Annotated in this window: 10 protein-coding genes; 5 read left to right on the plus strand and 5 right to left on the minus strand. The window is 70.2% G+C overall.

Annotated elements, in window-relative coordinates; translation table 11 throughout:
• Positions 1–270: 270 nt before the first annotated feature.
• Positions 271–1,659, plus strand: a complete 1,389-nt coding sequence (locus tag FHU28_RS11560; RefSeq protein ID WP_184683606.1) for a cellulase family glycosylhydrolase — start codon at positions 271–273, stop codon at positions 1,657–1,659.
• 86 nt (positions 1,660–1,745) lie between these two features.
• Here the strand turns inward: FHU28_RS11560 and FHU28_RS11565 are convergent, their stop codons facing one another.
• The 4 genes from FHU28_RS11565 to FHU28_RS11580 are packed head-to-tail and all read right to left on the minus strand — an operon-like array spanning position 1,746 to position 7,144.
• Positions 1,746–3,956, minus strand: a complete 2,211-nt coding sequence (locus tag FHU28_RS11565; protein ID WP_184683607.1) for an alpha-galactosidase — start codon at positions 3,954–3,956, stop codon at positions 1,746–1,748.
• A complete protein-coding gene (locus tag FHU28_RS11570) occupies positions 3,953–4,837 on the minus strand; it encodes a carbohydrate ABC transporter permease (RefSeq protein WP_116508913.1) in 885 nt (294 codons plus the stop codon). The genes FHU28_RS11565 and FHU28_RS11570 overlap by 4 nt, the downstream gene beginning before the upstream one ends.
• Entirely contained in the window at positions 4,834–5,790 is a 957-nt protein-coding gene (locus FHU28_RS11575; protein WP_116508914.1) for a carbohydrate ABC transporter permease, read from the minus strand. Before FHU28_RS11575 ends, FHU28_RS11570 begins: the two co-directional genes overlap by 4 nt.
• Before the next feature lie 22 nt (positions 5,791–5,812).
• Positions 5,813–7,144, minus strand: a complete 1,332-nt coding sequence (locus FHU28_RS11580) for an ABC transporter substrate-binding protein (RefSeq protein ID WP_116508915.1) — start codon at positions 7,142–7,144, stop codon at positions 5,813–5,815.
• A gap of 279 nt (positions 7,145–7,423) precedes the next feature.
• On the opposite strand from FHU28_RS11580, the gene FHU28_RS11585 reads away from it, so the two are divergent.
• Positions 7,424–9,436: a beta-galactosidase gene (locus FHU28_RS11585; RefSeq protein ID WP_184683608.1), complete on the plus strand. Its 2,013-nt coding sequence runs from the start codon at positions 7,424–7,426 to the stop codon at positions 9,434–9,436.
• 34 nt (positions 9,437–9,470) lie between these two features.
• Positions 9,471–10,247 (plus strand): DeoR/GlpR family DNA-binding transcription regulator, encoded by a 777-nt coding sequence (locus FHU28_RS11590; protein WP_073830081.1) that lies wholly within the window; start codon positions 9,471–9,473, stop codon positions 10,245–10,247.
• Between the two features lie 18 nt (positions 10,248–10,265).
• Here FHU28_RS11590 and FHU28_RS11595 read toward each other — a convergent pair whose 3' ends face one another.
• Positions 10,266–10,838, minus strand: coding sequence for a hypothetical protein (locus FHU28_RS11595; RefSeq protein WP_116508918.1), 573 nt, complete (start codon positions 10,836–10,838; stop codon positions 10,266–10,268).
• Positions 10,839–11,456: 618 nt separating this feature from the next.
• Between FHU28_RS11595 and FHU28_RS11600 the strand changes: the two genes are divergently transcribed.
• Both FHU28_RS11600 and FHU28_RS11605 read left to right on the plus strand, forming a co-directional pair.
• The gene (locus FHU28_RS11600; RefSeq protein ID WP_184683609.1) at positions 11,457–15,665 is read left to right on the plus strand and encodes a hypothetical protein; all 4,209 of its coding nucleotides are present in this window, start codon (positions 11,457–11,459) and stop codon (positions 15,663–15,665) included.
• The gene (locus FHU28_RS11605) at positions 15,647–17,470 is read left to right on the plus strand and encodes a response regulator transcription factor (RefSeq protein ID WP_184683610.1); all 1,824 of its coding nucleotides are present in this window, start codon (positions 15,647–15,649) and stop codon (positions 17,468–17,470) included. The genes FHU28_RS11600 and FHU28_RS11605 overlap by 19 nt, the downstream gene beginning before the upstream one ends.
• Positions 17,471–17,573 lie beyond the last annotated feature (103 nt).

Genomic DNA, 17,573 nt, shown 5'->3' on the forward strand with positions numbered 1-17,573 from the left:
ATACCCCGCCCGGCGCGGGTCAACCCTGCTGTCCGCTTCTCCGGCCCGCCGCGCCCCGATCCCTTAACCGGTTCAGCGAGTGCCGCCCGCCGAGTGCCGCAGCCTCCCGGGTTGTTTCGCTTAACCGGTTGCCTTCCGCGATCCATCGCCATACGCTGATGCGGCGTCCGCCGGGAACCGGCGGCGGCTGCCGGGCTCAGCCGCCACCACGTCGTCACCGTCACCGCACCCCCGCTCGGGCACGGGGGAGATCTTCCCCTGAGGACAGCCATGAAGAAACTGCTCTCCGTCGCGGGCGCCGCCCTGCTGACGGCCCTCGCCGCCGTCTTCGCCCTCGCGCAGCCGGCCCAAGCCGCCACCGGGTTCTCCGTCTCCAACGGGCGGCTCTACGACGCCAACGGCTCCGAGTTCGTCATGCGCGGGGTCAACCACGCGCACACCTGGTACCCGCAGCAGACCAGCTCGTTCGCCAACATCAAGGCGCTCGGCGCGAACACCGTCCGGGTGGTGCTGGCCAGCGGCGACCGCTGGACGAAGAACAGCGCCGCCGACGTGGCAAACGTGATCTCGCTGTGCAAGACCAATCGCCTGATCTGCGTGCTGGAGGTGCACGACACCACCGGGTACGGCGAGGAGGGCGCCGCCGCCACGCTGGCCAAGGCCACCGACTACTGGCTGAGCATCGCCGACGTGCTCAAGGGCCAGGAGAAGTACGTCATCGTCAACATCGGCAACGAGCCGTTCGGCAACCAGGGCTACAGCGCCTGGACCACCGACACCTCGAACGCGATCAAGCGGCTGCGCGCCGCCGGCCTGACCCACACGATCATGGTGGACGCGCCGAACTGGGGTCAGGACTGGTCGTTCACCATGCGCGACAACGCGAGCACCGTGTTCGCCGCCGACGCGCAGCGCAACACCGTCTTCTCGATCCACATGTACGGCGTGTTCGACACCGCCGCCGAGATCAGCGACTACCTCGGCCGGTTCCGGACCGCCGGGCTGCCCATCGTGGTCGGCGAGTTCGGCTTCAACCACTCCGACGGCAACCCGGACGAGGACGCCATCATGGCCTACAGCCAGGCCAACGGCATCGGCTACCTCGGCTGGTCGTGGAGCGGCAACGGCGGCGGCGTGGAGTACCTGGACATGACGACCGCGTTCAACCCGGCCCAGCTCACCAGTTGGGGCCAGCGGATCTTCAACGGCGCCAACGGCATCGCCGCCACATCCCGCGAGGCGTCGGTGTACGCCGGCAGCACCCCGACTGCCAGCCCGACGGTCAGCCCCACCGTCAGCCCGACGACCAGCCCGACCGTCAGCCCGACCCCGCCGCCGGCCACCACGCCCCCGCCGTCCGGTGGCTGCACCGCCACCTACACGGTCGGCAACTCGTGGCAGGGCGGATTCCAGGGCGAGGTCAAGGTGACCGCCGGAGCCGCCGCGATCACCGGCTGGACGGTGCGCTGGACGTACGCCAACGGCCAAACCGTCACCCAGGCGTGGAACGCGAGCGTCAGCAACAGCGGGTCCGCGTACACCGCCCGCAACGTCGACTACAACGGCCGCCTCGGCGCCGGAGCCAGCACCAGCTTCGGCTTCATCGGCACCTGGCAGGGCACCAACTCCACCCCCGCCGTTACCTGCACCCCCGCCTGACCCCCCAATAGGTGATCAAGGAGTTTGTGTCCCGTTCGGACGCCGGCGGTGACACAAACTCCTTGATCACCCGGGGTGGGGCGGGGTCAGGCCGCGACCACCTCCAGCAGCAGGGCCTGTTCGGGGTGCAGGGCCGGTAGTTGCAGGCCGACCGACCCCAGCACCGAACCGCTCACTGTGATCCCGTCGCCGGGCCAGGCCAGCCAGCCCGGCGGGGACAGCTCCAGCAGGGCGGGTTCCGGTACCCCGGCGGGCGGTCGGACCCGGTAGCGCCGGGCCGGGTCCAGCCCTGGTAGCCGTACCGCGCCCGGCACCTGCGCCGCGGAGGTGGCGACCCGGCTGATCGCGTACACCGCATGGGAGCTGTCGTGGGCGACCACGCCGTGGGCCTGCACGGCCGGGTCCGGGTGGTCGACCCGGACCACCCGGCCACCGTGCAGCAGCGGACGCAGCCGCTTGTGCAGCGCCACCCAGGCGGCGAGTTCGGCCCGCTCGGTCGCGTCGATCGCGGTGATGTCCCACTCGATGCCGTGGTGGCCGAACAGCGCGGTGACCGCCCGGAAGCTCAGGTCGTGCACGCGGTGCGTGGTGTGCGAGCGTTCCGGCCCGATGTGCGTGCCGATCAGTTCCGGCGGCAGCAGCAAACCGGTCCAGCGCTGGATGGACAGCCGTTCCAGCGCGTCGTTGCAGTCGCTGGCCCAGACCCGGTCGGTACGGCGCAGGATCTCCAGGTCCACCCGGGCGCCACCGGAGGAGCAGCTCTCGATCTCGACGTCCGGGTGCCGCGCGCGCAGCTCGTCGAGCAGCCGGTAGACCGCGAGGGTCTGCGCGTGCACCCCGGGCCGCCCGGCGTGCCCGGCCTCGGTGAGGTCGCGGTTGTGGTCCCACTTCAGGTACGCGAGCCCGTCGTGTTCGCTCAGCACCGCGTCGAGCCGTGCGAGCAGGTACGCGTACGCGTCCGGGTGGGCCAGGTCGAGCACCTGCTGGTGCCGCCACGGTGGTGGCAGCCGGCCCGGCGCCTGGAGCACCCAGTCGGGGTGGGCGCGGAACAGGTCGGAGTCGGGGTTGACCATCTCCGGCTCCACCCAGAGCCCGAACTGCATGCCGTGCCCGCGTACGTGGTCGATCAGCGGCTGCAACCCGTCCGGCCAGACCTCGCCGTCGACCCACCAGTCGCCGAGCCCGGCTTGGTCGTGCCGCCGACCGCGGAACCAGCCGTCGTCCAGCACGAAGCGTTCCACCCCGACCTCGGCGGCCCGGTCGGCGAGCGTCCGCAGCCGGTCCAGGTCGTGGTCGAAGTAGACCGCCTCCCACACGTTCAGCGTCACCGGCCGCGGCGTGCGCGGGTGCGACGGGCGGGCCCGCAGGTGGGTGTGCAGCGCATCGCTGAGCCCGTCCAGCCCGTCGGCCGAGTGCGCCGCGTAGAGCAGGGGAGTGGCGTACTCCTCGCCCGGCCCGAGCACGATCTCGCCGGGTGCCAGCAGCTCGCCGCCGCCGAGCGTGGCCTCACCGGTGGGGCGGCGCTCGGCAGCCGTGACGTGGTCACCGCTCCAGGCGGTGTGCACCGCCCACACCTCGCCGTGCCGGAACCCGAACCCGGCGGTGCCGGCGACCAGCAGCAGAGTCGCGTCGTGGCCGGTGCGGCCGTGCCGCCCCTCACGGACCCAGGCGCCCATCGGCCACGGGTGCCGCTGCGGGGCGCGTTCCCGGCACCAGCGGCCGGTCAGGTCGAGCAGCTCGGTGGCGACCGCCGGCACCGGCAGCACCGGCGTCAGCTCGCGCAGCTCGTAGCGGCCGTCGCCGTCGTTGCGCAGCCGGTGCCGCAGCGTGAGCACGCCCGCGGCGTCCAACGTCAGCTCGACGGTCAGGCTCAGCCCGGCATCCGCGTCCGCCGCCCGCACCACCACCCGCCCCGGGGTAAGGAAGGGCCCCTTGTTAACGCCTGGTGCAGGTAAAGGGTCCCCTCCTAACAGGTCGGGCGGCGGCGCCGCGAAGTCGTCGTGCACGTCGAGGTCGATCAGGCGGAACGCCGTCGACCAGTCCCGGCCGTCGCGGTGACCGGCGAGACCGGGCCGCCCGCTCCACCCGGCGCCGGCCTCGGGCAGCAGCGACAGCACAGTGGGCGCGTCGAAGCTGCTCGGCACCACCGGCGGCACCGTGGCGTCGACGAGCGCTGGCAGGTCCCCGTCGGGCAGCGGGCCGAGGTCGGTGCCCCAGTGCACGACCCGGGGCAGCCCCGGGCCGCGTGCGTCGAGCACCAGGCTGGTCCGCGCGCGGCGCAGGTGGACGATCGTCATCCCTTGGAGGCTCCCAGCGTCAGACCCCGGACGAACTGCTTCTGGAGCAGGAAGAAGATCACCAGGGTGGGGATCGCGACCAGCACCGAACCGGCCGAGACCAGGTTGTTGTCGGTGAAGAACTCGCCGCGCAGGTTGTTCAGCGAGCTGGTGACCGGGAACTTGTCGCCGGTACGCATGAGCACTGTGGCCCAGAAGAACTCGTTGTAGATCCAGGTGACCTCCAGCGTCGCCAGCGCGGCGAGCGCCGGGCGGCACAGCGGCATCGTCACCTGCCAGTACTGCCGCCACACGTTCGCCCCGTCGACCATCGCGGCCTCGTACAGCTCGTGCGGCAGCGCCTTCATGTAGTTGCTCAGCACGAACACGCAGAAGCCGCACTGGAACGCGACGTTCACCAGGATCAGTCCCCAGTAGCTGTCGTAGAGCAGCTCCGAGTCGCTCATCCAGGCCGGCAGCGGGATCTCGGTGAACATCCGGAACAGCGGGATGAGCAGCGCCTGCTGCGGCAGCAGGTTCGCCGCGGTGAACAGGCCGAGCAGCGCGATGTTGAGCTTCCAGCTGAACCGGGCGATCACGAACGCCACGCACGAGGCGAGGAAGAGCGTGAGCAGCACCGCCGGGACGGTGATGTAGGCCGAGTTGAGGAAGTGCTTGCCGAACTCGGCGGTACGCCACGCGGTGACGTAGTTGTCGACAGTCCAGCCGCCGAGGGACACGTAGCCGTTGGCTGCCGTGTACTCGTAGGAGCGGAACGAGGTGAGCACCGCCCACAGGATCGGGAACAGCCAGCCCACTGCGACCGTACCCAGGAACAGGTGCAGGGCGACCCGGGCGGGCCGCACGGGGCGGCGGCGGCCGGTGGAGACTGCGGCGGTCATCGCTTGCCCTCCCGCATCACGGTCCAGAGGTAGATGGTGATGAAGACGAGCGAGACGGCCAGCATGATCGTCGCCAGCGCGGAGCCGAAGCCGATCCGGCTGGCCTCGCCGACCACGTTCTGGGTGACCAGCGCGGAGATCAGCTCCAGCCCGTTGCGGCCCTTGTTGATGACCCAGACCAGGTCGAACGCGCGCAACGACTCGATCACTGTCACCACCAGCACGATGATGTTGATCGGCCGCATCACCGGGAAGACGACCCGGAAGAACGTGCTGGTCTCCGAGGAGCCGTCGACCGCGGCGGCCTCCCGCAACGACGGGTCGACGCCCTTGAGGCCGGCCAGGTAGAGCAGCATGATGTAGCCGACGTGCCTCCAGCCGGCCGCCACCAGTACGGCCCAGATGTTGACGTTGGGGTCCCCGTACCAGTCGGTCTCGCCGCCGAACACGCCGTTGAGCAGCCCCTGGTCGCGGCTGTAGATGAGCTGCCAGACGAAGCCGATGAGCGCCAGCGACAGCACCACCGGCAGGTAGAGCGCGGTCTGGTAGAAGCGGCTGCCGCGAATCTCCTTGTCGAGCAGCACGGCGAGGAACATGCCGAACGGGGTGGCCACCACGAACAGCGCGGCCAGCCAGAGCAGGTTGTTCTGCACCGCGGGGACGAACGGCGGGTAGATGTTCACCACGTCGTCGTAGTTCTTGACGCCGACCCACTCGATCTCGGAGATCGGGCCGATGCCGTCCCAGTTCGTGCCGGAGAGCAGCACCGTCGCCACCGCGGGCAGCCAGACCAGGCCGGCGACGAGCAGCAGGGGTACCAGCACCATGAGCGTGATGACCACGCGGTCGGTGCGGGACAGGAGCCGTAGCCGACGACCGCGACCACCCTTGGTGGTGGTCGCGGCCGGCGGCGGCACGGCGCGATCCGCTTGGATCAGGGGCAGGTCGGACATGATGTCCTTCCCCCTTCCGCCGTCAGCTGGTGAAGATCGACTTCTTCTGGTTCTCGATGCTGGTGAGCAGCCCGCTGATGTCCTTCGGGTCCTTGATGAACTGCTGCAACGCCGGGATCATCACGGTGGAGGCGAAGTCCGGCCGGGTGTCGCGATCGAGGAACTGGGCGATCTCGGTGGCGGAGCCGACCAGCTCGGCCGCCTTCTTCTGCAGCGCGGTGTAGGCGCCGGTGTTCGCGCCGCTGTTGGCGACGAGCGTGCTCGGGTCGTTCTTGACCGTGATGTCCGCCGCCTCCTTGGAGCCCAGGTACGTCAGCAGCTTCTCCGCCGCGTCCTTGGACTTCGGCTTGCGGGCCATCATGTAGCCGTCGATCGGGGCGTCCAGGGCCTTCGCGCCGATGGTGGAGTCGACCTCGGGGAACGTGAAGAAGTCCAGGTCCTCCAGGTCCGCGCCGCTGAACTGCTGGCCGACGAACAGGCCGAGCAGGTACATGCCGCTCTTCTTCTGCTGCAGCGACTGGGCGGCCTCCTGCCAGGTGCGGCCGAGCGAGTCCGGCTGGTGCAGGGGGAGCAGCCCGGCCCAGGTGTCGAAGACCTTCTTCACCTTGTCGGAGGTCCACGCCTCCTTGCCGGCCATCAGGTCGATGTGGAACTGGTAGCCGTTGATCCGCAGGTTGAGGATGTCGAACGTGCCCATCGCCGGCCAGCCGTCCTTGTCGGCGAAGGCGATCGGGTTCAGCCCGTCCTTCTTCATCTGCGCGCCGAGCGTGTTCAGGTCGTCGAGCGTCTTGGGCACCTGGTAGCCGCGCTGCTGCCACACCGACTTGCGGTAGAAGACGGCCCACGGGTAGTACGACGCGGGCACGAAGTACTGCTTGCCGTCGTCGCCTGTGGATGCCTTCTTGAACGCCTCGGAGTAGCCGTCGAGCTTGCCCCACACGTCGCTGAGGTCGCCGGCCAGGCCCTTTGCGGCGAAGAAGCGCATCCGGTACCCGGCGAACCAGGTGAACACGTCGTCCGGCTTGCCCTGCAGGTAGTTGTTGATGTTCTCCTGGAACGTGTTGTGGTCGACCGTGTTGATGTTGACGGTCACCCCGGAGGACGTCTTGAAGCCGTCCATCACCTTCGCGACGACGTCCTTGGGTTTCGGGTCGGACTGGTTGGAGCCGAGCGAGACGCTCTTGGCGTCACCGCCCGATCCGGAGTCGGAGTCGCCGCAGCCGGCGAGCAGCCCGGTGCCGAGCAGCGCCCCCGCGCCGGCCGCGCCGGCGAGCAGCGAGCGCCGGTTCAGACCGGCGACGGACGGGGGTACGAGCCGGGCGAGGTATTCGGCTTGCGAGCGGGGACGGGACATGGTGCCTCCTGCGTGGAAGAGGTGCGCTGCGCTCATGGACCGTGATCGTTGGCGGTGAGCGGTGTTCATGTCGGCCGCGGCAGATCCACCGAGAATCCACACGTCCGAACACAAACAGCCGGTGGCGCTTGAAGCTACCCCTTGGCGCGGCGCTGTCAAGAGGGCAAAAAGGCGGCACCGTTGCCGGTAAGGCAGGGCAAAGAGCCGGTAATCGTTGGAACATCAGTCGATGTTGGAAAGTGTTGACTTGGGTGCTGTTCGGAGGCAACCTCTGCTGTCATGCGGAACTGGCACGGCGAGGGCATCTGGTACGGCGCCGACTACAACCCGGAGCAGTGGCCCGAGCAGACGTGGGCCGAGGACGTCGAACTCATGCGACGGGCCGGGGTCAACCTGGTCTCGGTCGGCATCTTCTCCTGGGCGCTGCTGGAACCCGCCCCCGGCCGGTACGTCTTCGACTGGCTGGACCGGGCGATCGACCTGCTGCACGACGGCGGCATCGGCGTCGACCTGGCCACCGCCACCGCCAGCCCGCCACCGTGGCTGGCGCACCGGCACCCGGAGACGCTGCCCCGCCGCGCCGACGGCGCGGTGCTCTGGCCCGGCGGCCGGCAGGCGTACTGCCCCAGTTCGCCGGTGTTCCGCGACCACTCGCTCGCCCTTGTCGAGGCGGTCGCCCGGCGGTACGCGCGGCACCCCGCCGTCGTGCTCTGGCACGTCTCCAACGAACTCGGCTGCCACAACGTGCACTGCTACTGCGACGTCAGCGCCGAGGCGTTCCGCGGCTGGCTGCGCGAGCGCTACGGCGACCTGGACTCGCTCAACGCGGCCTGGGGCACCGCGTTCTGGAGCCAGCGCTACCACGACTGGGACGAGATCAACCCGCCGCGTACCGCGCCGACGTTCGCCAACCCGACGCAGCAGCTGGACTTCCTGCGGTTCTCCTCCGACGAGCAGCGCGCCCAGCTGCGCGCCGAGCGGGAACTGCTGAACCGGCTCGTCCCGCAGCCGGTCACCACGAACTTCATGATCGGCACCGGCATCAAGTACCTGGACTACCACTCCTGGGCCTCCGACGTGGACGTGGTCGCAAACGACCACTACCTCACCGCCGCCGACCCGCAGCCGCACGTCAACCTCGCGCTGGCCGCCGACCACACCCGGGGCGTCGCGGGCGGCGCGCCGTGGCTGCTGATGGAGCACTCCACCAGCGCCGTCAACTGGCAGCCCCGCAACGTGGCCAAGACGCCGGGCCAGATGCGCCGCAACAGCCTCGCCCACGTGGCGCGCGGCGCCGACGGGGTGCTGTTCTTCCAGTGGCGGGCCTCCCGGGCCGGCGCCGAGAAGTTCCACTCCGCGCTGGTCCCGCACGCCGGCCCGGACACCAAGGTGTTCCGCGAGGTCTGCCGGCTCGGCGCCGACCTGCGCGCGCTGGCGGAGGTACGCGGCAGCCACGTCGACGCCGACGTGGCGATCCTGTTCGACTACGAGGCGTGGTGGGGCGTCGAACTGGACTCCCATCCGAGCGTCGACGTCACCTACACCGACCGGTTGTCCGCGCTGCACGGCGCGCTCTGGCGGGCCGGGGTCACCGCCGACGTGGTGCACCCCTCGGCCGACCTGTCCCGCTACCGGCTCGTCGTGGTGCCCACGCTCTACCTCACCCGCGACGCCGACGCCGACGCGCTGCGCCGGTTCGTGGAGGCCGGCGGCACCGCCCTGGTCACCTACTTCAGCGGCATCGTCGACGAGCACGACCACATCCGGCTCGGCGGCTACCCCGGCGCGTACCGCGACCTGCTCGGCGTACGCGTCGAGGAGTTCTTCCCGCTGCGGGCCGGCGAGACGGTACGCCTCGACGACGGCGCCCGCGCCGACGTGTGGACCGAGTGGCTGCACGCCGAGGGCGCCGAGGTGCTCGCCGCGTACGCCGACGGGCCCCTGCCCGGCGTGCCGGCGCTGACCCGCAACGCCGTCGGCGCGGGTGCCGCCTGGTACGTCGGCACCCGGCTCGACGACGACGCCACCGACCGGCTGGTGGCCCGGCTGCTCGCCGAGACCGGCGTCCGGCCGCCGGTGGACGCGCCGGCCGGAGTGGAGGTGGTCCGCCGCCGCTCGGCGGCGGACCGGAGCTGGCTGTTCGTGATCAACCACACCACCGAGCCGGCCCGGCTGCCGGTCACCGGCGTCGAGCTGCTCGGCGGCGCCCGCTGCGACGGCGAGCTGGAGGTGCCGGCGGGGGAGGTGGCGGTGGTCCGCGAGGAGCCCGCGCCGCCACCCGCGACCGCCTGACCGGTACCCCGCCGTGCGCGCCGAGGAGGTTTCCATGCTCGCCCAGCAACGGCAGAGCGCCATCCTGGAGTTGATCCGCCAGCGTGGTGGCGTCCGGGTCAGTCACCTGGTCAGCCGCTTCGGGGTGTCCGACATGACGATCCGCCGCGACCTGGAGGTGCTGGCCGACCGCGGCCTGATCGACAAGGTGCACGGCGGCGCGACGCTGGCCGGACCCGGCTCCACGGAGGAGCCCGGCTTCGCCGCCAAGTCGGTCCGGCAGCAGGCCGAGAAACGCGCCATCGTGGAGCGTGCCGCCGGCCTGGTCGAGCCGGGGATGGCGGTCGCGCTCTCCGCCGGCACCACCACCGCCGCGCTGGCCGCCCGGCTGGCCGAGGTACGCGGGCTCACAGTGGTCACCAACTCGATCCCGGTCGCCGACGCGCTCTACCAGAACCCCCGGACCGACCAGACCGTCGTGCTGACCGGCGGCATCCGTACCCCCTCGGACGCGCTGACCGGACCGGTCGCCGAGGCGGCGATCGCCGCGCTCAACGTCGACCTGCTCTTCCTCGGCGTGCACGGGATGAGCCCGCGTACCGGGTTCACCACCCCGAACCTGCTGGAGGCGGCGGTGAACCGGCGGCTCATCGGCGCCGCCCGGCGGCTGGTGGTGCTCGCCGACCACACCAAGTGGGAGACGATCGGCATCGCCACGATCGCCCCGCTGGAGGAGGCCGACGTGCTCATCACCGACACCGGCCTGTTGCCGGAGGCGCGCCGGCAACTCGGTGAGCAGGTGGGCGAGCTGGTGGTGGTGCGAGCGGACTGACGGCCGGCCCGAGTGTCACTAAACCGACTGAGCGTCGGCGGGATGATCAATCGCGGACTCGGTCGACGCCGGCCGGCTGCGGAGCACACCGGTGAGCAGATAGATCGAGAGGCCGGTGGCGAGGAGTCCCACCGTCCAGACGGTGCCCAGGCCGACGACGGCCCCCGCGTGCCGGTGGGTGAACGTCGGCCACAGAGTCCATCCCAGGGCCAGTACGCCGGCGCCCGGAAAGCAGATCAGCAGAGGAATGAACCAGTCCAGGACCCGGGCCGGCCGACGATTCGCCTGCGACCAGGCTGCCCAGCCGAGTCCGCCGGGAACCCGTGGCGCGAGTTCCTCATTGATGTACCTCGTCGTCCAGCGCATTGCCGTCCGCTGTCCCACATATCTCCCGCAGAGCAGGTATGAGCTCAGCGGCACGATCAGCAGTACCGGTAGCAGGCCCGGGCTCGACAGGGCGAAAGCGACGATTGCGCTCGTCAGCGTCAACTGAAGGGCCAGGATCTGTTGTTGGAACTTCGCCCGCGAATCAATCTCCGCGCGAAGCGACTGGTACTCTGCCAACGCTCCGTGGACGTCAGAATCGGTCACGCCTTGTCCTCTCGACCGTAGTGACCGCCGTACGGTCACCACGCACCGTTCACCGACTGGTCACCGCTTCGATTCATCCCGGTAGTGTGACGGAAAGTCTCCACGCGGGCGATCGAGCGGAGATGAGGCATGATTCTCCTCAACTTTGGCACGCGCCTCAATGCCCGGTCCTGGGCGAACGCCCTGAACGTGCGCGCCGATTTTCTCGCCGAGTCCACTCTCTCAGCGGGCAAGTTCGCAGGTCAGCGCATTGTCGTAGATCTCTCAGAAGTCGGTTTTGCCGATTTCGTGAGCCTGGGCCATCTCCTCATCTTCCTGCGGGCCGCAACCAATGCGGGCGCGCAGTTCTCGGTGGTCCCGCCCCATCCGGGGGCACTGGCGCACGAGTCTTCCGGTGATGCCGCGTCCGGCTTGCGGAGGCTGGCCCGGCGCAACTGTCAGCTGTACCTCGAGCAGACCGGCTTCCAGGCCGCCTTCACCGAATTGCGAGGGCGGGTCGATTTCGATTCCTCGCGTGATGCCCGGCTTCTCCCCATCCCCGACAGTTCGCGGACCTCGGAGGGGGACGAACTCGGGCAACTACCGAAACGGCGTCGGCGTATCCTGCCTTATCGCTGGGTGGCAGTAGAAGACGCCCGCGGCCTGACCGAGTCGGATGCGGCGTCGCGCTGGGTGGGCGACCTCAAAGACCTGGGCCTGTCCGAGGAACAAGCAGCGGCTTTCGGCACCGGAATCATCGCCGAACTGCTGGAGAATGCGGCCGAGCATTCCTCGTTGATGGCCGACGGCCTGGATCGGCCGCAGATCCTCCTCGGTGGGGTGATCGTGCCGCCGGAGACCTACCAGGACCGTAGCGGGGACCTCGACGAGAGCCTGGGGGACCTGGTGACCACGGCGGCCGCCGTTCCCAGCCCGCTCGTGCGACTGGTCGTCGCGGACGCCGGTGTCGGCATGATCGGTGAGCTCGTGGTCGGGTCCGATCCCGGTCCGGCGACCGTGCAGCGGGCCATCCTGACCACGTTGGACCGCCGGCAGCCGGCGCGCACACCGAACGGGTCGATCGATCACCATGCCCGAGGGCTGTGGAAGGTCGCCCGCCTCGCCCGCGGCTACCAGGGCGGTCTGCTGATCGCGTCGGGCGGTCAGGTGGTCACCCGGACGTTCGGGAGCCAGCCGAGCCACCAGGACTCGGCTCGGAGCCAGGCCGCAGCCACCGCCGGCACCCTCGTCGAATGCGCCGTGCTGCTGCACCCGGACGACCGCCGGCTCGGCGCGGAGGAGGTGGCGACACCGCCACGAACCACCGGTCGCGAGGACGGTCGCCCTGACCTGCAATGCGTGATCGCGTCGCTGCGCCGTCGCCGCGGGCTCACCGGCGCCGACCTGCGCACCGTGCGCCGGGAGTTGAGCCGTCGGCCCACCGCCACCAGCGGTCTGGTCATCGCGGTCACCACCCCGGACGGCGACGTGCGGCCCGACGACGTCGACATCGGCGCCGCGATCGCCCAGGTCCTGACGGTGGCGAACACCCAGGACGACCTCGGCATGGTGGTCCTCGCCTTCCCCGGCGTGAATCGGCAGATGATGTCCGTCGCCGTGGAGTTCCTCAACGCCGGCTGCGGGCCCCGGCCCGTCGATGTCCCGTCCGACCGGCGGTCACCGATCCTGGTGCTCGGCCCGGACAACCGGCACTTCTGGGTGGGCGGCACCGCGACCGGCCGGCAGATCCTCCGCCGCCTGTCCGGCGCGCAGCGGCCCGTGCACCTGCACGACCTGGCGGACAGTGGCAGCCCGGCCGACGTGCTGCCCGCGATCCGCGAGCTGCAGGACCGGACCGGAGCCCTGCACGCCGAGCACGACGTGCTCCGCCTGCGGATCAAGCCACAGGACGCGATGAGCGCCCTGGCGAACTACGTCGGCCAGGAACTGCGGACCGCCATCCAGGACGCCACCTCCGACGGTGTGGTCCAAGGCGTGTTCCTGACCCCGAACCTCAGGGTGACCAACCGCTGGTGCGACCTCGGGCGCGTCCTCGCGGGGCTGGATCTCGGCGGCCTGGCCGGCTACGCGCTCGCCGCCCTGATGGAGGATCGCATCGGCCGCTTCGACCGGAAGACGGCGCCGCTCGTGGTCCGGGTCGGCGACGCGCCCCACGCGATGGTCGCGGCGTTCGCCCGCTCGTTCACCGGCCACGACCGATACCTCAACTCGCTGGAGGACGTACGGCTGGAGCGAGCCCGCCGAGGCACGGAGGGCGCGCCCCGGGTGTTGTTGATAACCGACCTCGCGTCCAGCCGCCGGACCCTCAAGCACGCGCTGCTGGAGGTCGTCGACCGCGACATGGTGCCCGTCGCCGCCGCTGTCGCGGTCGACACCGGCGCGCACGAGGACCCCGGGGAGCCGGGCGAGGTGCTGTTCCTCAACCGCCGGATGCCGATGATCAGCCTGGCGCAGGTGGACATGAGGGTGGCGGAGCCGCCTCCGCGCACACCGGACCCGATCGACCCGGTGCTGCGCCGGCCCACCACCGGTCACCGCGTCATGCCGAGGGCGCTGGTCGACCAGGACACGTACGTCTCCGCCATGGAACGGGCGAACGCCGCCCGGCTCGGTCACATCGAACGTCCGGCCGAGCGGCACTACACGGCGTACGTGGACCCCACTCGCCTGTTCCGGCAGCGGGACTGGGCCGAGATGGTGACCAGGCACATCACCAGGCGGGTGAAGGAGATGGACCGGGTGGCCTTCGGCGGCGCCGAGGCTCACGCGCCGGTGTGCGTTCTCTACCCGGAGGGCACTGTCGACGACCTGCCGCAGGTCGCGGCGATCGTCGCCACCGCGCTGAACCGGGCGGGCGTACCCGTCGTGGCGATGCTGGGCGTTCCCCGGGCCCCGCTCGGCGAGCGGTGGTGGTATCCGGGCTCGGTCAAGCTTCCCGCCGGGGCGCGGCATGCGGTGATCATCGACGCGGGCGCGGGCAGCACCCGCACGATCGGTCACCTGCAGCGCATTGCCACCAGTGGAGGCATCGCCGCGATCAGCGGTTTCCTGCTGCTCAACGGTCTTCCGCACGACGACGCGCTGGTGCTGCACCAGCCCAGCACCATTTCCCGCGCCCGGGGCGGATCCCGGCGGGAGGGAGTTCCGGTCGCCCTGCACTACGTCGCCCGGACGGCGATGAGCGGACTCGGGCGGTGGTTGTGCGACATCTGCTCGTTGCGCCGGACCTACGACGAGCTCGCCATGCTGGTGCCGATTCCGGTCCGGCTGGAAGCGCACCGGAACTGGCTGCTGCGGCTGCTGGAGCCGCGCTCCAAGCGGTCCGCGTTCGAGGAACAGGCCACCGACCTCTTCGGCGCCCACGTGGGCCCCAGGGACTGCACCGAGTACCTGCGCTGGCGATTCGAGCTGCGCGAGGCGAACGTGGACACCCTCCAGCGTCGTGCGGTCACCGTCAAGCTGGAGGCCGCCCGCGAGGAGACGGTGGTCAGGGATGCGCTGATCCGTCTCCTGGTCGCCGAGGCCCACTGGCTGGGTTCGGCGCCGCTGTGGTTCCCGGAGTGCAGGGACACCATCGCCGAACTGGCGCTTTCGCTGCTGACCAGCGACTCCGCGCGGTCGGACGACGCGATGCTGCGGGTGCAGGCGGTGATTCTCCTGGCCAAGGTCTCGGTGATCACGTTCGCCGACCAGCTCAGCCGGATCCTGCACGACAACCGGTACGACGAGCCGGTCGTCCTGCAGGTGATGCTCGAGGCGCTTCGCCTCGTGGCCGCCGTCCGGTCGCCGAACCGGTACTCCCGGGATCTGGTGATCAATCCGATCGTGCAGCGACTCGTGCGGCTGGAGGACGAACTGCGCGGGTACGGCTCGGACCGCGCCGAGGGGCCGTCCGTGCTGACGCCCAACCTGGTGCGCTATGTCCTCTCACACGGGCAGCGCACCGTCGCTCCCGAACCGGCCGACCCGCAGACCGCCTGGGCCGCGCTGCGGGGCAACCGGCGTTCGGTAGCCGACCACGACTACGAGAACGCGATGTGGCGCGTCATCCAGAACGTCACGCTGGTCGGCCGGGGACGACTGCCCGAGGATCTCGACGGCATCCGGGAGGACTGGGCGGTCTGCAGCAACTTCCTCAATCTCGACGTGCTGCCGAACATCTACCTGCTGCGTAACGCGCTGTTGACCCGTGACACCGCGGCGGGCCTGAGCAGGGACGACGCGGACCGCTTCGCGGAGGTGGTCAACACCGCGTTCGGGCGGAGCGCGGTGGACGAGACCACCGTGCAGCTGGACGCCCTGGTCGACCGGGCGAGGGCCAGCGTCGGACGAGCGCCGCACGACGTCGACCAACTGCTCCGCGACCTGCAGTGGTGGCACGACTTCTTTCTTCCGGCCACCGGCGCCGGCATCCATCAGGTGGTCGACCGGTGTCCGACCGACCTCATGCGGGTCCTGCGCAGCACCTTCCCCGACCATCAGGTGCTGCTTCCGGCCGGCGAACGGCACTTCCAGGTCTTCTGCACCCGACGGCTCGTCAAGGACGTGTTCACGCACATCCACATGAATGCCGCCAAGGTGCACCGGGTCGAAGGTGGCGAGCAACGTATCGAGGTCGCCGTCGAGATCCGGGACCCCGGGTTCGTGACCGTGTCGGTCCGAAACGACAGCAGCCGGCCGTCGCGTCGCGGCGGAGGGCGCGGCCTGAGCTCCCTCAAGGACGAACTCGCCGCCTTCGGCGGGCGGATCCAGCCGGTCGACCCCCCGGCGGAGTGGGCAACGTTCTGTGTCGAGGTCACGTTCGAGCGGTGGAGGCTGTCGACATGACGCTGGAGATCCGAGGGCTGCTGGTCGACGACGAAGCCGGCAACACCCCCGTCATCCGCGACTCCATGAACCTGGAGTTCGAGGAGATCGGGATGAAGGTCAGCTGGACAGTCGCCTCGGACGCGACCTCTGCGCGCAAGACGATCCGGGACGAGCCGACGTTCGAGTTCGCCATCGTCGACTACGGCCTGGGTGAGGGCCAGCAGAACGGCATCGCGGTCGTGGAGGCGCTGCGGGCGCGGGGCGCGGACACCTACGTCCTCGTCATCACCGGTCTCGGAAACCACTATCCGAACTTCCGGGAGGAGGCGATCAGAGCCGGCGCGGACGAGGCGGTCATCCGGTCCATCCTCAACATGGGCCGCCAGGGCGGCATGACCTTCCGCGACCTGGCGAACAAGGTTCGTCTGCACGTGGCCCGCAAGCGTGACTTCGAAGGGCTGAAGGTCACCTTCACCGACGACGATCTCGCGCTGGAATCGACCCTGCACCAGGTCGGCAGCCCGAATCCACCAGGGGCGGACTCGGTGGCCATCGGCAAGGACATCGTGCGCAGTCTGGCCCTGGACTGCCTCGCCCCCGACTACCGGCCCGGGGCGACGGCGCTCGCCGTCGGCTACCTGGCGCCGGGGCGGTCCGGCGCGTACGTGTGCCGGGTCGATCATCAAGAGGGGCGGGCCACCACCTCGTACGTCCTGAAGATCGGACTCGACCGGCGCGCGCTCGAGTTCGAACTCGCGGCCAACAAGAAGGCGTTGCACCTGCTCGGCGCGGGTGACCTCGTCGGCTTCTCCGGTCAGATCCGCAGCCACCAGGAGTCCGGCTATCACGCCATCGCCGCGCGGCTGGCCACCGGCGCGCACACCCTGGCCGACTGGCTGGACGATGCCACCCAGGAAGAGGCGGAACACGTGGCCCGCATCCTCTTCGGATCTCAGCTGATCAAGCTGTTCGCCCCCGGGCAGCGAGAGACGAGACCGTTCGACGAATGGCTCGCCGCGACGCCGGTACTGCGCCTGCGGGTGCTCGACACGCTGACCCTGTACGGCGACATGCTGGCGACCGTGCGGGCGGAGGCAGGCGAGGCGCCCGGCGAACCGGCGGCCTGCGACATCCTCACCACCTTCGTCAACCAGGGCGTCCTGCCCGGCGGGCTGCGTCCCGAAGGGACCACGACGTACATCGACGCCTTCGGCGACCTGCACTCCACGAACGTCCTCGTGTATCCCGCCCCGGACAACCGGCCCGTGCTGGTGGACGCCTCCATGTACGGGCCGCACCACTGGGCCACTGACGCGGCCCGGCTGGTGGTGGATCTCGTCCTTTCCGTGCGGCGGGCGGGGGTGGCCTCGCTGGACTGGGCGGACACGACCGAGGTGTCGGCGTACATTGCCGGCCTGTGCCGGACCGCCAGGTCCAGACGACACGTCCCGCCGGCCGATTCGGTCGACGCCTTCATCGGTCACGTGGTCGACAACCTGCCGACGTACGTCAACGCGGAGAAGCTGCAGATGACCAGCGAACAGTGGCACTGGCAGTGGCACGCCGCGTTGGCCAAGGAGTTGATCCGCCAGGGCACCCGGGCCGGACTGCCCGCTCCGCGGGCGGCGGCGGCGCTGAGCGCCGCGGTGCGGCAGCTGACCTTCGCGGCGGACGCCTTCAGCCGGATCGACTACGCCGGCCGGACCGCTGCCGTACCGCCGCCCGCCTGCGCGGCGGCCGAGCCAGATGTCACAGTGCCCCGACCGAGAGCAGGCGGGTCCGGCGCCGAGCCGGGAACGGACGCGCAACCCCGACGGTCCTGATAGACGTGCCGGCCTTACCTGGCGCGCCTCACAGGCAGTTCTCAGTCGCGCCATTTAGGGTGCCCTGACGAAGCGTCCGACGGTCCATGTCGGAATGCCGTTC

The sequence above is a fragment of the Micromonospora echinospora genome (genome assembly GCF_014203425.1).
Taxonomy (GTDB): Bacteria; Actinomycetota; Actinomycetes; order Mycobacteriales; family Micromonosporaceae; genus Micromonospora; species Micromonospora echinospora_A.

Coding starts and splice junctions, on each gene's coding strand:
- FHU28_RS11560 (WP_184683606.1), top strand. CDS start 271: ATGAAGAAACTGCTCTCCGTCGCGGGCGCCGCCCTGCTGACGGCCCTC.
- FHU28_RS11565 (WP_184683607.1), bottom strand. CDS start 3,956: ATGACGATCGTCCACCTGCGCCGCGCGCGGACCAGCCTGGTGCTCGAC.
- FHU28_RS11570 (WP_116508913.1), bottom strand. CDS start 4,837: ATGACCGCCGCAGTCTCCACCGGCCGCCGCCGCCCCGTGCGGCCCGCC.
- FHU28_RS11575 (WP_116508914.1), bottom strand. CDS start 5,790: ATGTCCGACCTGCCCCTGATCCAAGCGGATCGCGCCGTGCCGCCGCCG.
- FHU28_RS11580 (WP_116508915.1), bottom strand. CDS start 7,144: ATGTCCCGTCCCCGCTCGCAAGCCGAATACCTCGCCCGGCTCGTACCC.
- FHU28_RS11585 (WP_184683608.1), top strand. CDS start 7,424: ATGCGGAACTGGCACGGCGAGGGCATCTGGTACGGCGCCGACTACAAC.
- FHU28_RS11590 (WP_073830081.1), top strand. CDS start 9,471: ATGCTCGCCCAGCAACGGCAGAGCGCCATCCTGGAGTTGATCCGCCAG.